Annotated in this window: 19 protein-coding genes, 1 tRNA gene and 2 pseudogenes; 10 read left to right on the forward strand and 12 right to left on the reverse strand. The window is 68.9% G+C overall.

All coding sequences use genetic code 11. The features are described from left to right. Positions 1-186 precede the first annotated feature (186 nt). From QE389_RS14630 to QE389_RS05940, 4 genes and pseudogenes are all read right to left on the reverse strand, one after another. Positions 187-393 (reverse strand): transposase, encoded by a 207-nt coding sequence (locus QE389_RS14630; protein ID WP_373458338.1) that lies wholly within the window; start codon positions 391-393, stop codon positions 187-189. A 43-nt stretch (positions 394-436) separates the two neighbouring features. Then, positions 437-748 (reverse strand): annotated as a pseudogene (locus QE389_RS14635) (transposase); the annotation flags it as partial. A 114-nt stretch (positions 749-862) separates the two neighbouring features. Then, positions 863-1,546 (reverse strand): DUF1499 domain-containing protein, encoded by a 684-nt coding sequence (locus QE389_RS05935; RefSeq protein ID WP_307365381.1) that lies wholly within the window; start codon positions 1,544-1,546, stop codon positions 863-865. A 19-nt stretch (positions 1,547-1,565) separates the two neighbouring features. Continuing rightward, positions 1,566-3,194: a long-chain-fatty-acid--CoA ligase gene (locus tag QE389_RS05940; protein ID WP_307365383.1), complete on the reverse strand. Its 1,629-nt coding sequence runs from the start codon at positions 3,192-3,194 to the stop codon at positions 1,566-1,568. A 159-nt stretch (positions 3,195-3,353) separates the two neighbouring features. Here QE389_RS05940 and udk point away from each other — a divergent pair, with 159 nt between their 5' ends. From udk to tgt, 3 genes are read left to right on the forward strand one after another with little or no spacing between them, the layout of a single operon-like run. After that, positions 3,354-4,001 carry a uridine kinase gene (gene udk / locus QE389_RS05945; RefSeq protein WP_307365385.1) on the forward strand — a complete coding sequence of 216 codons (648 nt, stop codon included), beginning with the start codon at positions 3,354-3,356 and terminating at the stop codon, positions 3,999-4,001. A gap of 1 nt (position 4,002) precedes the next feature. Next, positions 4,003-4,476 (forward strand): hypothetical protein, encoded by a 474-nt coding sequence (locus QE389_RS05950; protein WP_307365386.1) that lies wholly within the window; start codon positions 4,003-4,005, stop codon positions 4,474-4,476. Then, positions 4,477-5,592 carry a tRNA guanosine(34) transglycosylase Tgt gene (tgt, locus tag QE389_RS05955; RefSeq protein WP_307365388.1) on the forward strand — a complete coding sequence of 372 codons (1,116 nt, stop codon included), beginning with the start codon at positions 4,477-4,479 and terminating at the stop codon, positions 5,590-5,592. It abuts the gene before it with no gap. Here tgt and QE389_RS05960 read toward each other — a convergent pair. Further along, positions 5,589-6,131: a hypothetical protein gene (locus QE389_RS05960; protein WP_307365390.1), complete on the reverse strand. Its 543-nt coding sequence runs from the start codon at positions 6,129-6,131 to the stop codon at positions 5,589-5,591. The two genes, tgt and QE389_RS05960, sit on opposite strands and share 4 nt — an antisense overlap. 393 nt (positions 6,132-6,524) lie before the next feature. On the opposite strand from QE389_RS05960, the gene QE389_RS05965 reads away from it, so the two are divergent. Both QE389_RS05965 and QE389_RS05970 read left to right on the forward strand, forming a co-directional pair. Beyond that, positions 6,525-9,059, forward strand: a complete 2,535-nt coding sequence (locus QE389_RS05965) for a TonB-dependent siderophore receptor (RefSeq protein WP_307365391.1) — start codon at positions 6,525-6,527, stop codon at positions 9,057-9,059. Beyond that, positions 9,059-10,165, forward strand: coding sequence for a histidinol-phosphate transaminase (locus tag QE389_RS05970; protein ID WP_307365393.1), 1,107 nt, complete (start codon positions 9,059-9,061; stop codon positions 10,163-10,165). The genes QE389_RS05965 and QE389_RS05970 overlap by 1 nt, the downstream gene beginning before the upstream one ends. A gap of 33 nt (positions 10,166-10,198) precedes the next feature. Here the strand turns inward: QE389_RS05970 and QE389_RS05975 are convergent, their stop codons facing one another. From QE389_RS05975 to QE389_RS05995, 5 genes are all read right to left on the reverse strand, one after another. Then, positions 10,199-10,501 (reverse strand): DUF2149 domain-containing protein, encoded by a 303-nt coding sequence (locus tag QE389_RS05975; protein WP_307365395.1) that lies wholly within the window; start codon positions 10,499-10,501, stop codon positions 10,199-10,201. After that, positions 10,501-10,977, reverse strand: a complete 477-nt coding sequence (locus QE389_RS05980) for a MotA/TolQ/ExbB proton channel family protein (RefSeq protein WP_307365396.1) — start codon at positions 10,975-10,977, stop codon at positions 10,501-10,503. Before QE389_RS05980 ends, QE389_RS05975 begins: the two co-directional genes overlap by 1 nt. Continuing rightward, complete coding sequence (gene cobN / locus QE389_RS05985; RefSeq protein ID WP_307365398.1) at positions 10,964-14,812, reverse strand: cobaltochelatase subunit CobN; 3,849 nt, start codon at positions 14,810-14,812, stop codon at positions 10,964-10,966. The genes QE389_RS05980 and cobN overlap by 14 nt, the downstream gene beginning before the upstream one ends. A 4-nt stretch (positions 14,813-14,816) precedes the next feature. Next, positions 14,817-16,775, reverse strand: coding sequence for a TonB-dependent receptor domain-containing protein (locus QE389_RS05990; RefSeq protein WP_307365400.1), 1,959 nt, complete (start codon positions 16,773-16,775; stop codon positions 14,817-14,819). Between the two features lie 247 nt (positions 16,776-17,022). Further along, positions 17,023-17,099: transfer RNA gene (locus QE389_RS05995), tRNA-Lys, on the reverse strand. 96 nt (positions 17,100-17,195) lie between these two features. Between QE389_RS05995 and QE389_RS06000 the strand changes: the two genes are divergently transcribed. The 5 genes and pseudogenes from QE389_RS06000 to QE389_RS06020 all read left to right on the forward strand — a co-directional run bounded on the left by QE389_RS06000 (position 17,196) and on the right by QE389_RS06020 (position 24,741). After that, the gene (locus QE389_RS06000; protein WP_307365403.1) at positions 17,196-18,284 is read left to right on the forward strand and encodes a CaiB/BaiF CoA-transferase family protein; all 1,089 of its coding nucleotides are present in this window, start codon (positions 17,196-17,198) and stop codon (positions 18,282-18,284) included. Between the two features lie 77 nt (positions 18,285-18,361). Further along, positions 18,362-18,628 (forward strand): hypothetical protein, encoded by a 267-nt coding sequence (locus tag QE389_RS06005; RefSeq protein WP_307365404.1) that lies wholly within the window; start codon positions 18,362-18,364, stop codon positions 18,626-18,628. A gap of 59 nt (positions 18,629-18,687) precedes the next feature. Continuing rightward, the gene (locus tag QE389_RS06010; RefSeq protein WP_307365406.1) at positions 18,688-20,481 is read left to right on the forward strand and encodes an autotransporter assembly complex family protein; all 1,794 of its coding nucleotides are present in this window, start codon (positions 18,688-18,690) and stop codon (positions 20,479-20,481) included. Between the two features lie 2,942 nt (positions 20,482-23,423). Then, positions 23,424-24,350 (forward strand): annotated as a pseudogene (locus tag QE389_RS06015) (translocation/assembly module TamB domain-containing protein); the annotation flags it as partial. 103 nt (positions 24,351-24,453) lie between these two features. Next, positions 24,454-24,741 carry a hypothetical protein gene (locus QE389_RS06020; protein ID WP_307368940.1) on the forward strand — a complete coding sequence of 96 codons (288 nt, stop codon included), beginning with the start codon at positions 24,454-24,456 and terminating at the stop codon, positions 24,739-24,741. 74 nt (positions 24,742-24,815) lie between these two features. Here QE389_RS06020 and arsC read toward each other — a convergent pair whose 3' ends face one another. Both arsC and QE389_RS06030 read right to left on the reverse strand, forming a co-directional pair. Continuing rightward, entirely contained in the window at positions 24,816-25,157 is a 342-nt protein-coding gene (gene arsC / locus QE389_RS06025) for an arsenate reductase (glutaredoxin) (protein ID WP_307365408.1), read from the reverse strand. A 2-nt stretch (positions 25,158-25,159) separates the two neighbouring features. Next, positions 25,160-25,696 (reverse strand): hypothetical protein, encoded by a 537-nt coding sequence (locus QE389_RS06030; protein WP_307365409.1) that lies wholly within the window; start codon positions 25,694-25,696, stop codon positions 25,160-25,162. Positions 25,697-25,724 lie beyond the last annotated feature (28 nt).

The raw sequence follows: 25,724 nt of genomic DNA on the forward strand, positions 1-25,724 counted from the left end.
CGTCCTCCTCCGACGACATCTCGGCGCTCACAGAATGAGCGATCCGAAAAACGCGCGCGGCGCGCACGCTGAACGGACTATGCCCCGCCAACCCCTATTGAGTAGGACAATTTGTCGCTTGAGGTGAAAGTTTCGAGCACCTGTCACAATCTCGCCACAGATGCCTCGTGAACCGAGCGCCCTAGCCTAGGTCGTGGACTCATAAGCTCTGAGCCACAACCGGGTTGATGCGAGCAAGACGGCTGCCAGGAAGTTCCTTGCGAGTTTGTCGAAGCGCGTTGCGACCCGTCTGAAGTGCTTGAGCTTGCAGAAGAAGCGCTCGACCTGGTTGCGCTGGCGGTAGATCGCCGGGTCGATGGAGCGCTGGACCTTGCGGTCCTTCTGCGTGGGGATGTGAACGCAGCCGCCGTGCTCGCGGACGAGATTCGATGACCGCCTGGGCGTCGTAGCCTCGGTCGGCCACCAGCGCCTTGGCGGGTGGCAGGCCGTCGATCAGTTCGGCGACGGCGGCCTTGTCGGAGGCTTGGCCGGCGGAGAGCACGATCCTCAGTGGCAGGCCGTCCTGATCCACCAGGGCGTTGATCTTGGTGCTCAGTCCTCCACGAGAACGGCCGATGGCGTGATCCGGGCCCCCTTTTTTCCACCGGCGGCGTGCTGGTGGGCCCGGATGATGGAGCTGTCGATCAGGTGCAGGGACTGGGGTGACTTCCAACCGCCACTCCGCTTCGCTCAGATCGTAGCGCGCCATCCAAGGCTCCTTTCGGAAGCCTTGAATCAAGCCTCGGCTCAACCAGCAAGCTTTAATGGGTTCAGAACCTAGACCGGCCCATTTTTGCGTCGTGCTGGCTCTAGCGGCAGTTGCCTAACGCTCGGCCGCCAGGTTCCGAACGATCTTGGCGGTCAGGCGGCAGGCGGCGCCGCCGTCGGGGCGCGGGTCGCGGGCGACCACGCGAACGTCGGTGCGGCCCGGGCGGATGCGGACGACGGCGTCGTAGGGGAAGCCGAACCAGGCGCCTTCGTGCACCCCCTCCACCTCGAAAGTCGCGGCGCGGACCACCGGAAAACCGGCGTCGACCAAGGCCGAGACTGCCTGCTGGGCCAGCATCTGGCTGGGCACGGCCTGGGCCGCCGGACAGGCGGCCGCGCCTTGGACGTTCGCCGCGCCGGGATGCAGGTCGGCCAGGGCGTTGAAGCGCGGCGGCTCGGACAGGTTCGTGCTGACGTCGCGGGGTGTCGGCTGGGCCAGGCGATGCGCCTGGAACTGGAACACTCCGACCGAGCCGCCGGCCAGGGCCAGGGCGATCACGGCGAAGACTCCGCGCCGAGGCAGGTCGCGCAGCGCCAGAACCCCGACGGCCAAGGCCGCGGCCAGGGCGAGCCAGCCGAACCCTCGCGCCACCGTCCAGGTCAGCAGGTCATAGGCGAACTCTAGCGATACGCCGCCGAACTGCCGCGCCGCCACGGCCGCCACCACCAGCACCGGCGGCAACGCCGTCAGGGCCGTGAGCCAGGGAATCAGGGGCGGGACAGGCTTCCGGGACGACATCGACGCTCGCTAAAGGAGATCAGGCGGGTTCAGGCAGACGGTAGTCCTTCATCCGTTCACGCAGAAGCTTCTTGTCGATCTTGCCCGTGGCGCCCAGGGGGATTTCGGCCACCGAGACGACATCGTCGGGCATCCACCATTTGGCGATCTTGCCCTTCAGGAAGTCCAGGTGCTCTTGCTTGTCCAGGGTTTCGTCCGACTTCAGCTTCAGGATCAGCACCGGCCGTTCGTCCCATTTCGGATGGGCGGCGCCGATGACGGCGGCCATCTCGACCTTGGGGTGGCCCACGGCGATGTTTTCGATCTCGATGGAGCTGATCCATTCGCCGCCGGACTTGATCACGTCCTTGGCCCGATCAGTGATCTGCATGAAGCCCAGGTCGTCGACCGTGGCTACGTCGCCGGTGTCGAAGAAGCTTTCGTCGTCCAGGATCGAGCCGTCCTCCTTGAAATAAGCGCGGCTGATCGTCGGCCCCTTGACCATCAGCCGGCCGAAGGTCTCGCCGTCGTGCGGCAGTTCGGCGCCCGCCTCGTCCTTCAGCTTCAGCTCGACGCCCAACGGCGGCACGCCCTGCTTCAGCCGGTATTTCATCTGCTCGTCATAGGGCAGTTTCAGGATTTCGGGCGGCAGGTTGGCGATGGTGCCGATGGGCGAGGTCTCGGTCATGCCCCAGGCGTGCGTGACCTCCACGCCGAAGTCCTCCTGGAAACCCCGGATCAAGCTTTCGGGGCAGGCCGAACCGCCGATCAGAACCCGTTTCAGGGTGGAGAAGCCCAGGCCGTTCTGTTTCATATGGGCGAACAATCCCTGCCAGACGGTGGGCACGGCGGCCGAGAAGGTGACGCCCTCCTGCTCGATCAGTTCATAGATCGACTGGCCGTCCATCTTGGCGCCCGGCATGACCAGCTTGGTCCCGGCGGCGGGACCGGCGAAGGCGATGCCCCAGGCGTTGGCGTGGAACATCGGCACGACCGGCAGGATCACCTCCTTGGGCGTCGCGCCCATGACGGTGGCCTGAAGCGCCATGAAGGTGTGCAGGAAGTTGGAGCGGTGCGAATACAGCACGCCCTTGGGATTGCCCGTCGTGCCCGAGGTGTAGCAGAGGCCACAAGCCGTCTGTTCGTCGAAGTCGCCCCAGATCACATCGGTCGACTGGCCGGTGATCGCATCCTCATAGGCGACGGCCTTGGGCAGCTTCGTCTGCGGCATGTGGGCGGCGTCGGTCATGACGACCACGCGCTCGACCTTGGGGATGTGAGGCAGGATGGCGTCCAGCAGGGGCACGAAGGTCAGGTCGACGAAGATGATCCGGTCTTCGGCGTGGTTGATGATATAGACCAGTTGCTCGGGGAACAGGCGCGGGTTCAGGGTGTGACATACCGCCCCGATGCCCATGATCCCGTACCAGGCCTCGATATGGTTGGCGGTGTTCCAGGCCAGGGTGGCGACCCGGTCGCCGGGTCGGATCCCCCAGTCCTTCAGGGCGTTGGAGACGCGGCGCGCCCGCTCGTGGATCGCGGCGTAGGTGGTTCGGACGATGGGTCCCTCGACCGAACGGGTCACGACCTCGCGCTCGCCGTGCCAATTTTTGGCGTGATCGATGATCTTGTCGACCGTCAGCGGCCAGTCCTGCATCAAGCCCAGCATATGCGTTTCCTTGTTCCTCGAATTACGTCGACTTGGATGCGACGCTTGATCCGACGCTATCATTGGTTATCAGCGATAAGCAACGTGACCTTGCGTAAGCCTGGGCGCGGCGGATCGTCCCTTGTGGCGTCCGTCGGCGCGGCGCCCTAGAAGGCCCGGATGGCTATTCTGATTGCGATCACCGGCGGCTCCGGCTCCGGCAAGAGCACCCTGGCCGAGGCCCTGGTTTCGGCCCTGCCGGACGGCGCGGCGGTTCTGGTGCGCGAGGACTCCTACTATCGGGACGCCGCCTCCCTGCCCGGCTTCGACGCCGCGACCTTCGACTTCGACGATGTGGCGGCGCGCGATCATGACTTGATGATCCGTGACCTGCAGGCGCTGAAGGCAGGACAGGACATCGTCGCACCCGTCTATTCCTTCATCCACCACGGGCGCGAGCCAGGCGGAGAGCCGATACCCGCGTCGCAGGTGGTGATCGTGGAGGGCACCCACGTCCTGTGCACCCCCGACCTGACCGCCCTGTTCGACATCCGGGTCTTCGTAGACACGCCGGCGGACATCCGCTTCATCCGCCGCCTGTTGCGCGACCAGGCCGAGCGCGGCCGGTCGGCCGATTCGGTCGTGGCGCAATATCTGGCCACGGTGCGTCCGGGCCACGAGCGCCTGACCGAACCGTCGCGCACCCACGCCGACTTCATCGTCGCGGACGCCACGGCGGCGGTGCGCCTGGAAGACCCCCAGGCCGTGGTGCGCCTTGCCGCGCCGGTCCTGGCCCATCCGCTGCTTCAACCCTTGCTGGACGACTGAGATGGAGTTCGATTGCCTTCCTCCCGACCTGCACGCCGGCCTGATCGCCGTGGGCGAGGCGGCGCAAGGTCTGCGCGAGCCTTGGTGGATTTTCGGCGGCGCGGCCATGGCCCTGTACGGGCTGACCGACCTGCATGTGCCCGACATCGACGTGCTGTGCGCGCGGCGCGACGCGCCTGTGTTGTTGGACGCCCTGGGCGGCCATTTGGCGCTCGATCCAGGCGAAGGGCTGTTCCGTTCGGCCGTCTTCGGCCGCGCGCCGGACCAACCCCTGCTGGTCGAGGTGATGGCCGAGCTGGAGACGCGCGACGGCGCCGAATGGCGCCCCGCCGCCTTCACCACGCGGCGCCGCATCGTCCTGGACGAGGTCGACCTGTTCGTGCCCGACATTCGGGACCACATCGCCCTTTACCGCCTGTTCGGCCGCCCCAAGGACCTGGTGCGTGTCGAACAGCTTGAACGACTGATCGCCTGAATGCTCTTTCCTTTCCAGATTTCCGCCGTCGAGGGCCGCGCCCGCACCGGCGTGTTGAAGACCGCCCGCGGCGACATCCGCACCCCCGCCTTCATGCCCGTGGGCACGGCCGCCACGGTCAAGGCCCTGACGGCGGACCAGGTCAAGGCGACCGGCGCCGACATCCTGCTGGGCAACACCTATCACCTGATGCTGCGCCCCGGGCCGGAACGGATGGAGCGTCTGGGCGGGCTTCACAGGTTCATGGGCTGGGACAAGCCGATCCTGACCGACAGCGGCGGCTTTCAGGTCATGTCCCTGGCCGGCATCTCCAAGGTGAAGGAGGAGGCCGTGACCTTCTCCTCCCACATCGACGGCTCCAAACACGTTCTGACGCCCGAACGCTCCATCGAAATCCAGGCCGACCGCATCGGCGCCGACATCTCGATGCAACTGGACCAGTGCGTCGCCTTCCCGGCGGAAAAGGTCGCGGCCAAGAAGGCGATGGAGCTGTCGATCCGCTGGGGCGCGCGGTCCAAGGCCCGTTTTGGTGAGCGCGAGCATCAGGCCCTGTTCGGCATCCAGCAGGGCTCGACCTTCGAGGACCTGCGCCGCCAGTCGTCGGAACAACTTCAGGAGATCGGCTTCGACGGCTACGCCATCGGGGGCCTGGCGGTGGGCGAAGGCCACCAGGCCATGTGCGAGGTGCTGGACTATGCGCCCGAAATGCTGCCTGCAGACCGCCCCCGTTATCTGATGGGGGTGGGCAAGCCGGTCGATCTGGTGGAGGCGGTCTATCGCGGCGTCGACATGTTCGACTGCGTCCTGCCCACGCGCGCCGGTCGCCACGGCCAGGCCTGGACCTGGGACGGGCCGGTCAACCTGAAGAACGCCCGATTCGCCGAGGATCAGGACCCGCTGGACCCGACCATCCCCTGCCCGGCCTCTTCCGCCTATTCAAAGGCTTATCTGCATCACCTCATTCGCGCCGACGAGATTTTGGGCAAGGTGCTGCTCAGTTGGCACAACATCGCCTTCTATCAGGCCCTGACGGCGGCCATGCGCGCCGCCATCGCCCAGGGCCGGTTCGAACAGTTCCGCCGCGACTTCCACGCCCGGCACACGTCCAACGGTTAGGGCCTCGGCCGGAACCAGCCGGGCGCCGCGGGCGGGGCGCAGTTCCGCTGCATGCCGACGCCTTTCAGGAAGGCGCGCCGCATCCGTCCCGCCTGGATGGCGGACTGGACATGCCTGGAGTGCTGGTCCGCCTCGCTTAGCCGTCGAATCCAGCTGCGCCCCGGAATGAAGTCGGTGGTCGTGTTGCGGATGGCGTCCAACGCCGCCTTGGCCGCCGCATCGGCCGCCTGCTCGCTGCGGTACGATCCGTCCTGGCGCGGCGGCTCGTCGGTGTCGGGGCCCAGGGCCGCATCCAGCCGCGCCACCTCCGCGCCGATGGTCGTGCACTGGTTCAGATTACGCAGATCATAGGGATTGGCCTCGGCCTGCAGCAGGACAGTGGGAATCAGCTGACGCCGCAGATTCAGGTCGTCCAACGGCGCCGTGACCGCATCCCCCAGCCCCGCCCGCACCTGCTCCACCCCGCCCAAGGCCGACTGACCGGCGTTGCAGCCGGCCAGAACGAAGGCGACGAGACTTAAAGGGCCGATACGCTTCATGCCCCCTTAGACCACGCCGTGCGTCCCCGATCAAAAGCTCATCAGGCCCGCCGAAGCGGGCTTGAGATTCCGAATCCGCCGTCGGCGGACCCAGCGGGTCCTGCGACATCCCGATCCCGTTCGATGTTCACCTGGGCTCTCGCCGCCCGGAGGTCGGGTTGGCGAAGCGTCTATGGATTAGTTTTTCTATTTAGTTCGTGGAGAAGGTTTCGTTGGCGGCGGCGGCCGGGCGGGTTGTAGCGATTTCCCATCTTCGGGGATTAAATCACAATGACTATCGCGCGTTCTCACCTTCGCCAGAGCCTATGGCTTGCAGGAGTTTCTCTAATCGGCCTGGCAGGCCCTGCTCTGGCGCAGACAGCGGCGCCGCCAGCCTCCTCCGAGGTCGACGAGGTGGTCGTCACCGGAACGCGGCTGGCCAATCGCACCGTGACCAATTCGCCGGTCCCCATCGACGTGCTGACGCATGAGGAACTGACGCGCAGCGGTCACTCGGGCACGGCGCGCGTGCTGCAGACCCTGATCCCCTCGTTCAACTATCCGACCCCGACGACGCCGGACGGCAACACCCATATCCGGTCGGCCAGCCTGCGCGGCCTGTCGCCGGACCAGACCCTGGTGCTGGTCAACGGCCATCGCCGCCACACCGCCGCCTGGGTCAATGTGGGGGGCACCATCGGCAAGGGTTCGGTGCCGACCGATCTGAACGCCATTCCGCCCAGCGCCGTCGACCGCGCCGAGGTTCTGCGCGACGGCGCCTCGGCCCAGTATGGGTCGGACGCCATCGCCGGTGTGATCAATCTGCGCCTGCGCGAGGATCTGGGCACGGAGGCGACGGTCAGTTACGGCGCGACCAAGGACGGCGGCGGCGACACCTATGAGGCGTCGCTGGATCACGGCTTCGCCCTGGGCGACGACGGCGTGCTGCACGCCACCCTCTATTATCGGGACGTCACCGCGGCCAATCGCGCCCGGCCCGACACGCGCCAGTTCTACTTCGGACGGTCCGGCTCGGGTGGTCTGGTCAATCCGTCGTCGAACGTCGGGGCCGGCGTCGGCCTGGCCCCGCCCGGCGGTCCGGCGGGGACGACGCTGGACCCGCGCGAGGCGACCGTGGACCGCAACGTCTGGCGGTTCGCCGATTCGGCCGACATCGAACAGACTACCTTGTTCCTGAACGCGCGCAAGCCACTGGGCCAGGTCGAGGTTTACGCCTTCGGCGGCTGGGACCAGTCGGACGCCACGTCCAACGCCTCCTTCCGCCGTCCGGCCCAGGCCGAGAACGTCAGAGCCCTCTATCCGAACGGCTTCCTGCCCTATGTCGACACGGCCTCGGAAAACCTGTCCGCCTCGGCCGGGGCGCGGGGCGAAGCCGCAGGCTGGAACTGGGACCTGTCGTCCACCTGGGGGCGGAACACCCTGGAATATCGGACGCGCAACACCCTGAACGCGACCCTGGGCGCGGCCAGTCCGACCAGCTTCTACAACGGCCGTCTCGAAGCCTCGCAATGGACCACCAATCTGGACCTGACGCGAAACTTCGATCTGGGCTGGGCGGCGCCGGTCGAGGTGGCGGGCGGTCTGGAGTATCGCCGTGACACCTACGCCATCGGGGCCGGAGAACCCGATTCCTATCGCAACGGCGGCGTCCTGGTTCTGGACGGTCCCTCGGCCGGCGCCGTGCCGACCATCGGCTCGCAAGGGTTCGCCGGCATCCAACCGCGCGACGTGGTCGACGTACACCGGCACAGCCTGTCGGCCTACGCCGAAGCCTCCACCCAGTTGTCCGACGCGCTCCTGGTGACGGGCGCGGTTCGCTACGAGGATTTTTCGGACTTCGGCTCCACCGCCAACGTCCAGGCGGCAAGTCGCTATGATCTGGGCGGCGGATTGGCGCTGCGGGCGTCGGCCGGCACGGGCTTCCATGCGCCGGCCCTGGCCCAGCAGTATTATTCCTCGACCTCCAGCCGCACTCTGGTCGTCGGCGGCGTGCCGGAATACGTCCTGGTGCGCACTGCGCCCGTCACCGCCACCGAGGCGCGACTGCTCGGCGCCAAGCCGCTGGAGCCCGAGGAATCCCGCAGCGTTTCGCTGGGCGCTACCTGGCAGGGCGAACTGGCGGGAGGGCGGCTGTCGGCCTCCGTGGACGCCTATCGGATAGCCATCGACGACCGCATCGCCCTGTCCTCCAACTTCGTGGACACCGGCTCGTCCACCGCGATCCGCAGCTTCCTGGCCGCCAACGGCCTGCCTGGGGTGTCCAGCGTGCGCTATTTCGCCAATGTCGGCGACACCCGCACCGAAGGCTTCGATGTCAGCGCGCGCTGGCGCTATGTCGGCGCCGGCTGGGGCGCCCTCACCCTGACCGGCGGCTACAACCGAAACGACACCAAGGTGACGCGCCTGGCGCCGACGCCGGCCGAACTCACGCGCCTGGGCGTGCTGACGCCGCTGTTCGACGTGACGGAGGTCACGCGGACGGAGCGCGGGCAGCCGCGCGACACTCTGCAACTGGGCGGGACCTGGGATCGCGGCCCCTGGTCGGTGACGGTGCGGGCTCAACGCTATGGCCGGGTGGAGCAACTGATCCTGACCAACCAGAGCGCGGCCAACGTCGCGGTCTTCGCCAATGGCTCGACGCCGTTCCGCACCCTGGCCACACAAGCCGGGGCGGCCGGAAACTTCGACATCGTCCAGACGCTTAAGCCGGTCGTCCTGACCGACGTCTCGGTGGAATATCGCATCAACAAGGCGTTGAAGCTGGAGGTCGGCGCCGACAACATCTTCAACCAGTATGGAACCCAGAACATAGCCAGCACGCCCTCGGTTCAGGGCGGCGACACGTTCGGCGTCTTTCCGTACAGCGAATACTCGCCGTTCGGCTGGAGCGGCGCCTTCGGTTACGTCCGCCTGAAGGCGAGCTTCTGATGCGCGCAACCCGACGCTTTGTCCTGGGCGGGGGGCTGACGGCCGGCGCCCTGTCGGCCCTGCCGGCCGCCGCCCAGTCGCTTGGCCGGTCGCCTGGCCGGCTTCAACTGGGGCTGAATGAAAATCCCTGGGGTCCGTCGCCGCGCGTGGCCCTGGCCGTGCGCGGCGCCCTGGGCCAGGTCAACCGCTATGTCGAGGACGAGGCCGCCGCCTTCGAACGACAGGTCGCGGCCTTCGAGGGCGTGACGCCCGATCAGGTCGTGGTGGGCGAAGTGTTGGCGCCCCTGGGCCTCCACCTGGCCCTGGCGGCCGGAAGCGCCAGCCGCTTCGTGCACAGCACCCCCGGCTACGCCGGTTTCACCGACCCGGCCGCCGCCGTGGGCGGTCGACTGGATCCCTTGCCGCTGAACGCGCGATACGAAAACGATCTGCCCGCACTCTTGGCGCGGGCCGAGGATGCGACGGCCCTGTTCGTGGTCAACCCTCACAATCCGTCCGGGACCGTCAGCGACCCGGCCGCTTTCCACGATTTTCTGCGTCAGGCCGCCCGCAAGACTTTGGTGATCGTGGACGAAGCCTATCTGGAGTACGCCGGGGACTACCCCGCCCGCACGGCGGCGCCGCTGGTGGCGCAGGGTCTGAACCTGGTGGTCTTCCGCACCTTCGCCAAGGTCTACGGCCTAGCGGGCCTGCAGTTGGGCTACGCCCTGGCGCCGGCTGATCTGGCCCGGCGGCTGAAGGCCAAGGGGGTGGGCGCGCCGCATTCGCTCGATCGCCTGGCCTTGGCGGCGGGTGGCGCGGCCCTGGCCGATCAGGACCATGTCCGCGCCGTGGTGCGGCGAACGGCGGTGGAGCGCGAGCTCTATCAGGCGTGGCTGGACGGGCTGGGCTGGCCCCGCACGGCGTCCAAGGCGAACTTCGTCTTCTTCCGCGCCCCGCGCCCTCAGGCCGAGATCGCCGCGATCCTCCGCGATCAGGGCGTAGATATCGGCCGCGCCCATCCGCCCCTGACCGACTGGACCCGCATCAGTCTGGGCCTGCCGGAGGAGAACCTCAGGGTTCGGTCGACGTTGGAGCAAGCGGTTTCGATCCACAAGGCGCGCTGACGCGCTCGCCCCACGCCACCGCCGAAGCCGTCCCTACTCGGGCACATAGATCAGATTGCCGTTCGGCAGGCGATAGGCCGAGCCGGCCTTTTCGCCCTGGCCTTCGCCGATCTGGCCCTGGGATTCGTAGCGGGTCAGGTCCTCGCCGTCCTTCACCGTGATCCGCATGTTGGCGGCGCCGGGGTTTTCGATGACCACGACGTTGCGGGCGTTGAAGGGGTTCAGCGGGTTCTGGACCAGCACGACCAGCAGGACGGCGATGATGACCACGAACAGGTCCACCAGATTGACGACCGAAGTGATCGGATCGTCGTCGTCTTCATCGAGGAAACGCATCAGCGCCCCTCCCGCGCGCGTTCGATGGCGCGCAGGTCCTGCAGCAGCCAGCGCCGGCGGACCGTCAGGACGTAGTGGGCGATGCTGGCGGCGATCAGGGCCAGGGTGACGCCCGAAAAGGCCACCACCATGTTCTGGCCCACGCCGGAGGCGTCGCCGCGCCCCAGGGACAGCAGCGCCGGCCCCATGGGGATCATGGTGGCGACAAGGCCCAGCATCGGCGCGCTGCGCGAGACGATCCGCAGCCCCTCCAGCTCCTTGAGGATCATCAGCTCCAGATCGTCGCTGGCCGCGTCGGTTCGGGCCTGGAGACGCGACAGGGGCGACCGCCAGTCGGGACGACGGCGCTGGACGCCTTCGATCAAGAAGGCCCCCAGGGCGAAGACGGCGTAGGCCAGGGCGGCCAGGATCAGGACCAGGGCCGGGATCAGGAACAGGCTGGAGACCTGATAGAGGCCGGCTTCAAACTGGGGCATGGGCGAACTTTCGACGCGAGAAAAGCCGGCTTGCGCCGCCGGCCAGGAAGACCAGAACCAGGATCAAGGCCCCCCAGGGCGCAGGCGAGGCGGGGACGGCGGGCGGCGCGATCTTCTGCAGAACCTGGCCGCGAATCCGGTCGGGCGTCGCAGAGGCGGCCGCTTCATCGGCCTTCGGGGCGGGCGTCGGATTTGACGCGGACACGGGCGACTGCGCTGTCGGCGCGCCCCGGCCGAAGCCGCCGGCGGCGGTGCGCGGCGCGGGGGCGCCGATCCGGGCCAGGCGGGCGTCCAGTTCCTGACGGGTCTGATCGTCAGGCGCCCAGAAGCCCTTGCGGATCGCGTCCTTCAATCGGTTCAGCACCTGCCGCTCGGCCGAGGGATTGGCGACGAACCAGTCCCGCATGCCCAGGCCGCGTTCGTCGCGCACATAGACGTCGTGCAGGGCCTGCCACTGATCCTGCCGGACCATGCCCGGCGCCGTCGCCTGCCAGCCGAACAGATTGTCCGCCAGATCGACCACGGCCAGCGTCCCGGCGTAGCCTTCGGCCTTCATCGCCTGGATCCAGCTGCGGTTCAGATAGCGGCTGCGCATCTCGGCGGCCAGGAAATCGCGCGCGGCGACGGTCTTGGGCGCGCCTGCCCGCGCGTCGGTGATGTAGAGGGACGGCGCCGTCCCGCCCGCCCGGCGCACCGCCAGCGACAGTCCGCCCAGATATTCGAAGGGGTGATCGGTCGACAGCACGCCGTGCAGATTGCTGGACCGCGAAAGGGCGGCGGCCTGGACCCCGGCCAGCTGAGCGGCGAAGACGTCGGCGCCCTGGACCTTTGCGCCCCAGCGACCCGCGCCATAGACATAGCCCAGCCGATCCAGGAACGGGTCCGCCAGGGCGGCCGGGTCGTCCCACCCCGCCGTATCGCGCACCGCTTCGGGCAGGCCGCTGCCGTAGTCGCCCGGCGCATTGCTGAAGATGCGGGCCCGACCCAGCGCCGTCGCCTCCTCGGCCTTGACCCCTTCGGCCATCAGACGCCGGGCGGCGATCCGGCTGTTTTCGGCGACCGGATCGTTCGGTTCGTCCAGGGCGACGATGCGATCGACCGCATCGGCCAGCAGCCGCAGGAAGCCGTCGAACTGGTCGCGATAGACGCCGGTGGCGTGGACCACGACGTCGATACGCGGCCGCCCCAGCTCGGCGGCCGGAATGATGTCCAGGCCGACCACCCGTCCGCCCTCGTCCCAGCGCGCACGCAGGCCCAGCGCCTGCAGGATTTCGCCTTCGGGCAGGCCCAGGGTGCGGATGGTTTCGGACGACCACAGGGTGATCGCCAGCTTGGTCAGGGGCCGCCCGTCGTGTTCGGCGGCATAGGCGGCGGCGAGACTGTTCAAGGCCCCGGCGGCGGCGGCGTAGGCGGGCGGCGCGGGCATCTTGTCCGGCTCGAAGGCGTAGAGGTTTCGACCGCCGACGGCCTCGGGATTGCGGACGGGGTCGCCGCCCTCCCCCGGACGCACGAAACGACCCGCCAGGGCCCTGAGCAGCCCCTCGCTCTCTCCGGTCTCGGCCAGCCGCTGATCCAGCAGGCGCGCGCGCGCCAAGGGTTCGCGCAGCGCGGGCTCGGCGGTCTCGATCGGCGCGCCGTCGCGCAGATACGCCTTCAGGACCGTGAAGGCGCGGCTGGCGCGCAGGCCCGCCTCGTCCTGTGCCAGAACCTCGGTCTCGTTCTCGCCGAGGGCGTCGAAATAGGGCCGGCCCAGTTGCTGCAGCACCGTCGTCAGCCGGTGATCGGGCGTGGCCGGACGGCCGAAGGTGTGCAGGCCCATGGGCGTCGGCGCCCCGCCCACCTGGTGCAGATAGTCGTGCAGTTCGCCGAGGAAGACCGGCAGGTCCGCGCGCGCCCTGGCCAGGGTCCAGCCCATGTCCGCATCGATGTGACGCGCGCCGGCCAAGCTCAGGATCTGGTCTCCGACCGCATCGCGCACCGCCCCCTCGTCCAGCTGAAGATACTGGTGGATCAGGTCGTGCAGGGTCTTTAACTCGTCGTTCAGCCCGGCGGGCGCGAACGGCGGCGTCTGGTGGCTGACGGTCACGGCGCGTCCGCGCCGCTTGGCCTGGGTCGCCTCGCCGACATTGTCCTGAATATAGGGATAGATCACCGGCAGATCGCCAAGAACCAGGAAGGCGTCGTCGGCGACCGACAGGCCCCGGTCCTTGCCGGGCAGAAACTCCTGCGTGCCGTGGGTTCCCAGATGGATCAGGGCGTTCGCTTGGCTGGCCTCGCGCACCCACAGATAGGCCGCCAGATAGAGGTGGTCCGGCGGCACGGCCGTATCGTGATAGGCCTCGCCCACCCGCGCCGCGCGCGGCGGCTGCGGCATGACGGTCAGGGCGCCGTCCCGGAAGGCGGGGATCACGAACACAGGCTCGCCGTTCACCGTCCGCACCGCCCAATGCCGCGCCGGATCGCCCCACCGGGCCAGGATCGGATCGCGGCCGGCGGCCGGCAGCGTGTCCAGCCAGGCGCGGTATCGGGCGACGGGCAGGGTCACGGCCAGGCCCTGACCCGGCAGGCCGTCCAGGGTCTCCTGCCTGTAGAAGGCGCCCAGCATGGCGCGCGCCGCCGCGATCCAGCGCGCTTCGGGCAAGGGCGGCACCTCATAGCCGGCGGCGTTCAGGTCCGTGCTCAACGCCCCCAGGCTGCGCGGGACATTGAGGTTCGAGGCCGAGATGTTGGCCTCACCGCCCGGATGGTTCCAGAACATCAACGCCAGCCGCTTTTCGGCGTTGGGCGTGCGGCGCAGGGCCACCTGACGCGCGGCGCGCGCCGCCACGGCCTCGATCTGTTCGGGGATGGGAACCAGGGCGCCGTGATCGACGGCCGAGATGATCATCGGATCGCTCATGCCCCAGGTTTCGGCCGGCGCCAGAAGCGCGGCGGCCGAGCGGCTGTTCAGCCCCGCCGGAGCCGACCGCCAGGCGTCCGCGTCACCTTCACGGTAGGAAAAGGTCAGGACGGCGGGCACATCCAGTTCGACTAGCTGATCGCGAATGACGCCCCCGGCGACGATATGCTGGGTGTTGATCAGAAGATCGGGGTGAAGCGGCTGCACGGCCTCGACCAGGCCGCGCGGCTTGCGCTGATCGAACCACACGGCCACGCCTTCGACGCCGCGCCGGTCCAGGGCGGCGATCAGGGCGTCGACCACGGCCGTGTCGTCGTCGGCCACGATCGAACTCCCGATCAGGATGGCGGCGCGCGGCCGGTCGGGGCGCGCCGACAGCCAGTCCTTGAAGGCGCCGGGCGCCGTGATCGACGACGCCGGATGATAGTAGCCGCTGTCGCCCAGGGGGGCGGGCGCCGTCACGGCGGACAGGTCTCCCCCCGCCTTCCATTGCGCCAGATAGTCGAACAGGGCGGTGAAGTTGCGCCGCCCGCCCGCCGCGTAATAGGCCGCGATCCGGCGTCCGATCTCGGGCGGCAGACCGCCGAACGCCGGCGGGCCGCCGCCGATCCGCACCCAGGGCGCGCCACCCGCGCGCAAGGCGTCTCCGATGCGCGCCTCGACCGCCTCCACGTCCGCCGGGCGCGGCGTGTCCAGAATGATCAGATCGGCGTCGCTCCAGGCCGCCGTCTCGGGCAGGGTGGAAAGCGCCCAGCCCCGGACCGCCACGCCCTCAGGCGCGGCGAAACCGGCCAAGCGCCCGTATTTGGCGGGCAGGACGAAGTCGCTGCCGATCAGATTCACCCGCACGGTCGGCGCCGTCTGCGCCGTCGCGCCGCCGGTCCAGACGAACGCCCACAGCGCCGCCAGCAGGAGTATCTGAACGATCCGCCCCAAGGGCTTAGAAGCCCGCCGTGAAGCCGAGGTAGTAGAACCGGCCGGGTTCGGCGAAGGAGAAATAGGCCGATTCATCCGCCAGACGCACATCGCCCAGGTTCTGCACGCCGGCGCGGACCCAGAGGTTGTCCTCCAGCCGCAGTCCGCCCTCCAGCGACACCAGGGTGTAGTCGGGCACGGGGTACTGAAGCGCGTTCGACAGCATCAGCTGCTCGCCGACATACTCCGCGCGCAGCTGCACGAAACGGCGGTCGTCCGGCTCCCATCGCAAGGTCGCATGGCCGCTGTGACGGGGCCGCTCGGACAGGGGCTGATTGGTCGTACGGTTCTCGCTGTCCAGATAGGTATAGTCGCCGCTCAAGTTGAACCCGGCCGGAAGGCGGGTTTCCGCGCCCAGCTCCAGACCCGTGATCCGCGCCTGGTTGATGTTCTGATACAGCCGCACCTCGCGCCCGCGCACGCCGCAGAAGGCCGTGCAGCGCGTCTCGATCAGGTTCTCGATGGCGTTGTCGAAGGCGCCCAGCCGCACCGCCCAGCCGTCGTGGCGATATTCGGCCGACGCCTCATACGACGTACCGATCTCGGGCTTCAGGTCGGGATTGCCATAGACGGTGAAACGTCCTGCCGCCGCCACGGTCACGAACTCGGGCGACAACTGCTTCAGGCTGGGCGACTTGAAGCCCCGCCCGCCCCCGGCCTTCAAGGTCAGCCCCTCAAGCGGCGTCCAGACGGCGTAGAGCCGCGGACTGGTCTGCCAGCCGTATTGATCATGGTGATCGAAACGCGCGCCGCCCGTCAGGGACAGGGTCGGCGTCAGCGTCCACTCATCCTGGGCGAAGACGGCGTAACGCTCGCCGGCCAGAACGCCGGACACGGCGGCGGCGGCGTCCTGAAGCTCTTCGCGCCGCCATTCGCCGCCGACGCTGAGGCGATGGCCGGCGATGGGATCGACCGTGACGCGACCGTCGACGATGTCTTCCTGCATGCCGACCGGGCGCGACGCCGTCTGGCCGTTGGTGACGGTGTTGGTCCGGTCCAGGGTCGAACGATAGGCGCGCACCGCCGTCTCGCCCCAGCTCCAACGCCCGGTGTGGGACAGGGCGTACTGACGCCGATCCACCGCGTCGGCATATTGATAATAGACCGGCGCCGCCCCGGTCGTGACGGTGTTGCGCGAACGGTCGTCGCGGCCCGCCAATACGGTCAGGTCGATGCGTTGGGCCGCGTCGGGCGTCCAGCTCAGGGTCGCCGATCCGGACACGGCCTCGCGCGCCTCCAGGTCCGAAAGGCGCGCATTGGCGGCCTGGGGCGTGTCGCCCCGCGCCTTGGATTCCGCGTACAGGCTCAGGCCCAGACGGTCGTGAACCAGCGGTCCGCCCGCATAGGCGCCAAGCTGATAGGTCTCTCCGCCGCGCCCGTCCTCGCGCAGCCCGCCCATGGCGCGCAGACTGCCGCGCCAGTCGTCCGTCGCGCTGCGCGTGATGACATTGACCACCCCGCCCAGCGCCTCTGAGCCATAGAGGGACGACATCGGTCCGCGCACGATCTCCACCCGGTCCATGGCCTCGACCGGCGCCCAGTTCAGCTCGAAATCGGCATGGGCGATAGCCCCGGCCGAGCCGTTGACGCGCCGCCCGTCCACCAGGAACAGGGTATGTTCGCTCGGCATGCCGCGAATGGAAACGCCCCGCCGCGTCAGGCCGGCGCCGTTCACCGTCACGCCCGGCACGTCGCGCAGCACGTCCGTCAGATCCTGAACCGGCCGACGCGACAGCGCCTCCTGATCCACGACCGTGATGCTGGCCGGGGCGGTCCGCAACGCGCGCGGCGTCGCCGTCGCCGTCACCACCACCTCGGGCAAGGTTTGCGGCGCCTCCGCCTCGACCTCGGCATGGGCCGTCAGGCCAGGCGCCGAAAGCGCGAAGACAGCGAGTGCACCCGATGCGGAACGCAATAACGACATGAACGACCCCGTAAAGACGGAGCCGTAATGTTATCATGTACCATTCTTGTCAACAGTGGATGACGCCTGATTGGATCAAGCACGGGCTCGCTCGGCCCCGTACAGCCACACTGACCTCGCCACCCCCGGCGCGCGATGTGCGCCAGGGCATCCGTGAACGCGAGGTGAACGTCTGGCGCAAAGTCACAAATGTTCACTTCTGTTCTGAATCACAGACAGCAAAAAGCCCGCCGAAGCGGGCTTTAAATGGTACGTCCTCTCGGGCTCGAACCGAGGACCCTCTGATTAAAAGTCAGATGCTCTAACCAACTGAGCTAAGGACGCACCGCGCGACGTCCGGGGCGGGCCCGAACCGTCGAAGGGCGCCTTCTGTTGCAATCCGCTCTTCCGGTCAAGGGCGCTGCTGGCTAGTCATGAGGAATGCAACCGCTTTCCGGCCTGCGTATCCTGGAGTTCGACGGCCTGGGCCCCGTCACCTTCGCCGGCATGATGCTGGCCGACCTGGGCGCAGAGGTGCTGCGCCTAAGCCGCGCGACGTCGGCGGGCGCGGGCGCGGGCGTGTTCGACGAGGTCGGGGGCGCGGTGCTGCACCGGGGTCGCGCCTCGGTTCCCGTCGATTTGAAGGCTCCTGCCGACCGGGAACGCATCCTGGCCCTGGTCGAAAAGGCCGACGCGGCGATCGAGGGATTTCGACCCGGGGTGATGGAGCGGCTGGGCTATGGCCCGGAGATCCTGCACCAGCGCAATCCGGCTCTGGTGTTCGGCCGCGTCACCGGCTGGGGCCAGACCGGCCCCCTGGCACAGACGGTGGGGCATGACCTGAACTACATCGGCCTGTCGGGCCTGCTGCACGCCATGGGGCCTGCGGATCGTCCTCCCGCGCCGCCGCTGAACGTGGTGGGCGACTATGGCGGCGGGGCGATGATGCTGGTCGTGGGCGTGCTGGCGGGTCTGATCGAGGCCCGCACCACGGGGCGCGGCCGGGTGGTGGACGCCGCCATGACCGACGGGGCGGCCCTGCTGGGCGGCCTGTTCCAGGCCCTGCACGGCCGGGGCCTATGGAACGACCGGCGAGGGGCCAATCTGCTGGACGGCGGCGCGCCCTTCTATCGCTGCTATCGCTGCCAGGACGGCGGGTTCGTGGCCGTGGCGGCGCTGGAGCCGCGTTTCTACGCCGCCCTTCTGAAGGGACTGGAGATCGCGCCCGAGACGGCGCCGCAGTACGATTTCGCCGGCTGGCCGGCCCTCCACGCCCGGCTGGAGCAGATATTCGCCCGACGCGACCGCGACGACTGGACCGCCGCCTTCGCCGACACCGAGGCCTGTGTCACCCCCGTCCTGTCCCTGGCCGAAGCGCCGGACCACCCGCACAACCGCGCGAGGGCCACGTTCCACGGCGGCCTGCCGACACCGGCGCCGCGGTTCGACGGCGCACCCGCACGGACAGTCGCGCCCCCGTCCGCCGTGACGCTTTCAGACGCCGTTCAGGCTTGGTCAAACACAGGATGACCTCGGACATTTTGCTCGTTATGGAACGGCCCAAGACCCTGAGACGTTCGAAAGGGTCAAAGCCGGGGACTTTTGTGATGAAACGCTCGATCCTTGTTCTGGCCGCCACGGCGCTGGGGGCGCTCAGCCTCGTGGCCTGCGACGACCGTCGGTCGAGCGGCTATGACGACGATCGCACCCCGCCGATCGAGGCCGCCCCGGCCCAGCCCGCCGCGCCTGAACAGCCGGTCGAGACGCCGCCCGTCACCGATCCCGCGCCGACCCCGCCGCCGGAAAAGCCGAACGCTGACGAACGGTCCTCCGAACAGTCGGTCCAGCCCGACAGCGAAACCCTCTTCTACTAAACCGCGCGCGACGCCAGGGCCGCCGCCCTGGGTCTCCATCCGTTGACGAAGGTTTCCGTTTGAAGTTTCGGCCGCCCCTGATTCTCGCCGCCATGGCCGCCTGGACGGCCTGCGCCGACACCGCTTTGGCCGAGCCGCGCGCCCAGATTCGTGGCGATCTGAGCGGCGAGCTGCGCCGGATGCTGGAACGCGCCGTCGGCGCGGTGGACGACCCGGCCGAAAGCCGGTTCGAGGCGCGCCGTCGCGCCCGCGGCGCGATGGAGGCCGCCCAGGCCCTGCTGCGCTCCGAAGGCTACTATCAGCCCGTGCTTCAGGACCAGGTCGAGGGCGAAGATCGGCCCGTCGCCATCATCGACGTCACGCCGGGCCAGCGCTTCCTGCTGACCGATCCGACCGTGCTGTGGACCGGGCCGACGCCCGACGCCGACAGCGCCCGCGACGCTGTCGCCGCCATCGGGCTGAAGGCCGGCGATCCCGGCCGCGCCGTGGACATCATCGCCGGCGAGGGCCGCGTCGTCGCCCGCCTGACGCGCGACGGCTATGCCGACGCCACGGCCGAGCCGCGCCGCGTCGTCGTCGATCATGCGACCTTCACCGTCGCCCCCGAATACCGCATCGCCTCGGGCCTGCTGGTCCGTTTGAACGGCGTGCGCCTGGTCACGCGCGGCGGCACCAATCCCGACTGGGTCGCGGGCCTGGCGCCCTGGAAGGAAAGCGACCGCTACGACCCGGAAGAGGTGGCGGAGCTGGAGCGTCGGCTGCTGGACACCGGCGTCTATGACAGCGTCGGCGTCGCCCTGGCGCCCATCGACCAGACCACCGACGCGGGGTTGCGTCCCGTCGTCGTCACCCTTCAGGACCGACCGCGTCGCATCCTGGAGGCGGGCGCCACCTGGTCCACGGCCGAGGGCGCGGGCGTGGACGTGATCCAGACCCGCTACAATCGCTTCGGCCGCGCCGACACCTTGCGGCTGGAGGCACGACTGGCGGAAATCGACAGCCGCCTGGGCGCCGATCTGTCCCTGCCGCACTGGCGTCGTCCGGGCCGGACGCTGAAACTGAGCGCCGCCCTGGTCAATCAGGAAACCGACGCCTTCCGCCGCTCGGCCGTGGTGCTGGCCGCCGACCTGCAGCAGCGGATCGGCAAGACCTCCTATTTCAACTACGGCGTCGGCCTGGACGCGGGTCGCTACGCCGAAAATCGCTACGACTACACCACCGTGCCGCCTCGCTCGGTCAAGCTGGACCGGGACCTGGCCATCCTGACCGGCCGGACCAGCGCCTATCTGGATCGGTCCAATGATCCGCTGAACCCCACGACCGGCTGGCGCGTGAACCTGTCGGTCCAGCCGACGGCCGTGACAGGCCAGGACACCATCGTCTTCCTGCGCACCGAGGGGCAGTCGACCGCCTATCTGCCGCTGCAGAAGGGACGCACCGTCCTGGCCGGCCGCCTTCGCATCGGCGCCATCGTCGGCGGCGGCGAATTGACCGTGCCGTCCGACCGGCTGTTCTATTCGGGCGGCGGCGGTTCGGTGCGCGGCTATTCCTATCAGGGCGTCAATCCCGAACTGCCGGACGGCACGCCGCGCGGGGGGCTGTCGCTCTTCGAAACCTCGTTCGAGGTCCGGCGCGACATCGGCGAAAGCTTCCAGGCGGTAGGCTTCGTGGACGCTGGCGCCATCGGCTTCCAGGAGACGCCGAACCTGTCCAATATGCGCTATGGCGTCGGGGCGGGCGTGCGCTACAAGCTGCCGTTCGGCCCGATCCGCGCCGATGTGGCCTTGCCCCTGAACCGGCGTCCGGGAGACGCGGCCTTCCAGCTTTATGTCAGCATCGGCCAGGCGTTTTGACCGACACCCCTCCCCCGTCTCCGACGTCTGACGACGCGCCGAACCCGGGCGCGCCGAAGACGCCCGCCCGAGCGGACCGGGCGCGGAAGGCGGCCTGGCGAACATGGACCCGACGTCTGGCCCTGATCGCGGCGGGACTGGTCGCGGTCCTGCTGGTTCTGACGGCCGTGGCCCTGGTCGGCGGCCGCTACTACATCGCTTCGGATTCCGGGCGCGAGCGGGTGGCCGGACTGCTGCAGAACCAGAAGCTGAGTCGCTACGGCCGGCTGAACGTCTATGGGGTGAAGGGCGACCTTCTGCACGACTTCAGCATCGACCGGCTGACCGTGACCGACGCCCAGGGCGTCTGGCTGGAGGCGCGCAACGTCCGCATGGACTGGTCCTACTGGCCGCTGCTGGGCCGGCGCTTCCACGCCCGGGACGTTAGCGCCGATGTCATCCGCCTGATACGCCAGCCGGTGCTGGAGCCCGACACAGGCCAGCCGGGCGGCCCCCAGCCGATCTCCATCGCCATCGACCGCTTCTCCACCCACGTCGAACTGATGGAGGGCTTCTCCAAGGAGTACGGTCGCTGGGCCCTGTCGGGCAAGGCTGACATTCCCCGCAAGGGCGTGAAGTCGGCCGTGGTCAACGCCGACAGCCTGAACCGGCCCGGCGACTTCCTGCGCTTGAACGCCAGCTTCGGCGGCAAGCTGGAGGACACCCGGCTGGACCTGCGCGCCAACGAGGCGCAGGGCGGTCCCCTGGCGGGCAGCCTGGGGTATTCGCCGGACCAGCCGTTCTCGGCCGTCGCGGTGCTGAACGACAAGATCGTCCACGCCAAGGTCCGGACCGGCGAGTTCACCCCCCTGACGATCGAGGGGCATTTCGACGCCAAGGGGTCGCGCGTGGCCGGTTACGCCGACTTCTCCGGGTCGGACCTCCTGGCGCCCTTCATCACCAAGATCGGCCGCACCGCGCGATTCGGCTTCGCCATGGTCCCGTCCAGGAACAAGGGCTATCAGGGCGTGGGCTGGAAGCTGATCTCCGACAATGTCGCCTCCCAGGCGTCGGGCGTCATCCGCATGTCGGATCGCAGTTCGCCCAACGGGATCAAGCTGGACCTTCAGATCGCCTCGCTCAGCCGCCTGGCCGGATCGGATGTGGCGGGTCCCGCCGCCTATGGGGGCGTTTTCAAGGGCGACGCGGCGAACTGGAGCCTTGCGGGGCAGGCCACGGTGTTGAACGCCAACCTGGCCAGCTATCGCGCCACCCGCATCGCCGGTCCGCTGAACATCCAGGTCAAAAACGGCCGCATGGACCTGGACGGCGACATCCGCGCCAACGGCGGGGTCGAAAGCGGCATCATCGGCGGCCTTCTGGGCTCCAGCCCGCGCGTGCAACTTGAGGCCGCGCGCATGAAGGACGGCGCCCTGCTGCTGGAGAAGATCGATCTGACCGGACAGGGTCTGACGCTGAAGGGCTCGGGCGGGCGTAACCTTTTGGGCGGCATGAGCTTCCGCGGCGACGTGCGCCTGACGGACGCCGCCCGCATCCTGCCCAAGGCGCGCGGCGCGTTCGGCGGCCCCTTGCGCGCCTCGACCGCCCGCACCGGCGCGCCCTGGGGGCTGACCTTCGACGGACGCGGCCGCGACCTGTCGGTCGGCCTGCCCGAACTGGACCGGATACTGGGCAAGACCCCGCGCCTGCAGCTGGAGGGTCGTCTGAACGGCGGTCGGATCGAGGTCACGCGCGGCGAACTGACCGGGGCTGCAGGTCGCGCCAGCGCCAAGGGTCTGATCGAGACGGCCGGACGCCTGCGTCTGGCCTTGGACTGGAACGCGCGCGGCCCCTTCAACGCCGGCCCGGTCGAGATCGGCGGCGACATGAAGGGCCAGGGCGCCCTGACCGGAACCCTGTCCGAACCGCGCGTCGATCTGACCGCCGGGTTCCAGACCGTCACCGCCGGCGCTCTGGTGCTGAACGACGCCGACATGGTGCTGAGCTTCCGCAAAGGATCGGACGCCTCCGACGGGCGCATCACCGTGACCAGTGGCTCCAACTACGGCCCGGCGCGGGCGCAGGGGAACTTCTTCCTGGGCGGCGACCGCATCCGACTGACCGATCTGGACGTCAACGCCGGCGGGGTGACGGCCCAGGGCGCGGTCGCTCTGTCGAACAACATCCCTTCCAGCGCCGACCTGACCTTCACCGCCCGCACAGGCGCCTTCCTGGCGGCGGGCGAGGCCAGCGGCCGCGTGCGCCTGACCGAGGGCGGGGGCTCCGACACCGCCGTGCTGGACGTCACCGGCCGCAATGTGCGCCTCGCGGGCCAGACCTGGACCTTGCGCACCCTGAATCTGAAGGGTCAGGGCACGCTGGCGCGCCTGCCCTTCACCCTGGCGCTGGACGTCGGCGGCGGCACGCCGGCCCAGTTCAACGGCGCGGGCGTCTATTCCCGCCAGGGCCAGGCGAACAGCCTGACCCTGCAGGGCGGCGGGCGTGTACGCGACGTTGCCTTCACCACCCGCAGCCCTGCCTCCATCACCCTAAACGGCGCCGAGCGCGCAGCGCACCTGGATCTGGGGGTCGGCGGCGGCGTGCTGCTGGCCGATATGCGCCAGGACGCCCGCTCGGCCCAGCTTCAGGCCGACCTGACGACGGTGGACCTGGGGTCCCTGACGCCGGACCTGCGCGGCGCCGCGACCGGCAGGATCACCGTGCGCGGCATGGGCGACGACCTGTCGGGCACGGCCAATCTGGTGCTGAATCAGATCCGCAGCATCGACGCCCCCGCCGGCCTGGCCGTGGACGGGCGGCTGGACGCTGTCCTGGCCCGCGACAGTCTGACCGTCCGCGCCACCGCCATCGACGAGGGCGCGGTTCAGGCTTCGGCCGACCTGACCCTGCCGGTCGAGACCTCGGCCGCGCCGCTGCGCCTGGCCATCGCCCGCACGCGGCCGATGTCGGGCAATGTGGCGATCAACGGCCAGATCCAGCCGATCTGGGACCTGTTCCTGGGCGGCGAGCGCAGCCTGTCGGGTCAGGTCGCGGGCCGCGCCGCCATCGCCGGCACCCTGGCCGAACCCCGCATCAACGGCCGCTTCGACCTGACCCAGGGCGCCTATCGCGAGAATGCGGTCGGCCTGGTTCTGGGCGACCTGACCCTGCGCACCAGTTTCGACGACACCACCGCCTTGATCGAGACCTTCACGGCCGACGACCGTTCAGGCGGCACGGTGACGGGCCAGGGCCGGATCGGCCTGCGCCAGGGTTCGGGCTCCACGGCCCAGCTGATGCTGAACCGCTTCCGCGTCATCGACAACGACATCGGCGAGGCCCGCGCCTCTGGCCCGATCACCATCGTTCGCGGACAGGACGGCAACGTCCAGCTGACTGGCCAGATGAATATCGACGAGGCCCGGATCGAGCCTGAAGTGCCCGGTTCCAACGGCATCGTCTCGATGGACGTGGTCGAGATCAACCGCCCCGGCGGCGACCCCGTCGACACGGCCGAGCAAAAGGCGCGCGGCCCCCAGATCGGCATGAACATCGCCCTGCGCTCCTCGGGCGGCAAGGTGCGCGTCAGCGGTCGGGGCCTGAACGTCGTGCTAGACGTCAACGCCCAGGTGGGCGGGACCATCGCCCAGCCCCAGCTGACCGGCGTCGCCAACGTGGTGCGCGGCGACTATGAGTTCGGGGGCAAACGGTTCGTTTTCGACGACGACGGGCGCGTCACCCTGTCGACCGATCCCAGGTTGATCCGGCTGAACCTGTCGGCGACGCGCGAGGACACGGCCCTGACCGCCTCCATCAACGTCACCGGCACGGCGGCGGAACCCAAGATCGCCCTGACCTCCACCCCCGCCCTGCCGCAGGACGAAATCCTGTCTCAGGTGCTGTTCGGCCGCTCGGCCTCGCAGCTATCGCCGTTCGAGGCGGCTCAGTTAGGCCGCCGGGGTCGCGGCCCTGGCGGGCGGCGGCGGCTTCGACGTGATCGGCAATCTGCGCGAACTGGCCGGGCTGGACCGGCTGTCGTTCGGCGGCCAGGCCTCGGCCGTCACCATCTCGGGCGGACGCTACATCACCGACAACGTCTATCTGGAGGTGATCGGCGGCGGCGAAGGTGGGGCCGCGGTCAAGGTCGAATGGCAGCCTCGGCGCAACATCGCCGTGGCCTCGCAGTTCGGCGGCCAGGGCGATACCAGCCTGTCGATCCGCTGGCGGCGCGAGAGCCGCGCGCCGGGCGAACAGCGCGACCGACGCCCCAATCGGCGCTAGAGTCCGATCGTTTGGCCGGAACCGCGCTGCGGTTCCGGCTGAAGCGTGAAGCAGGCTCTCGCTTGAATCAGGCCCTATAGAACCTCGAGCACCCGTTCGATGGGGCGCCCGATGCGCGCGCCCTTGTCGGTCTCGACGATCGGCCGTTCGATCAGGATCGGCTCGGCCAGCACGGCCTTCAGGACGGCGGCGTCGGAGGCATTCGCTTCAAGCAGGGCCTTGGCGCCCGCCTCCTTGGTCCGCAACAGCCCGCCCAGCCCCACGCCGGCGCCCGACGCCAGCCGCTGCAACGTCGCCGCGTCCCAGCCGGTCTTCAGATAATCGACCACCGTGGGCTCGATCCCCCGCTCTCGCAGCAACGTCAGGGCGTTGCGCGACGTGCTGCATTTCGGATTGTGATAGAGGACGACGTTCACGCTCAGGGCTCCTGCTTCAGGCGATGCAGAACCAGCGCCCCGCGAAAGGCGGCGGCGTACAGCACACCGCACACCAGCTGAACCGCCCAGGACAGGGCGGTCATCGTCACGAAACCCGAGGCGACGCCGTGATACTGGCCGGTGCTCAGACCCACCACGCCCGTCACGGCGCTGTAGCCGATCAGGATCAGCAGGATGATCGGAATGGCGCGGGTCATGAACTTCCATTGCACCCAGGCCAGGACCAAGCAGATCGCCACGGTCACGACAGAACCGCCGACCATGGCCCAGGGCATGATGGTCGCCATCATCGCCTGCTGAGTCTGCTGCATCTCTCCGGACATCCCCATGCGGGCGTATTGATTGGCCATGATGGTCCCTATCCATTCCGGATGCAGAGCCATCAGGCCGGCCGTGGCCAGGCTGGTCGCCGCCGAGGCGATCAGGCCGAAACTGGCGGTTTGCGCCGACCGCTGCGCCTCGGCCATGGCGCGGGGTCGATTGAAAGGATTGGCGGCGCGCAACCAGGATTCGAGCATGACGATGTCCCCTTTCCCGCGAAACTAG

Source organism: Brevundimonas sp. SORGH_AS_0993 (genome assembly GCF_030818545.1).
In the GTDB taxonomy this organism is placed as follows: Bacteria; Pseudomonadota; Alphaproteobacteria; order Caulobacterales; family Caulobacteraceae; genus Brevundimonas.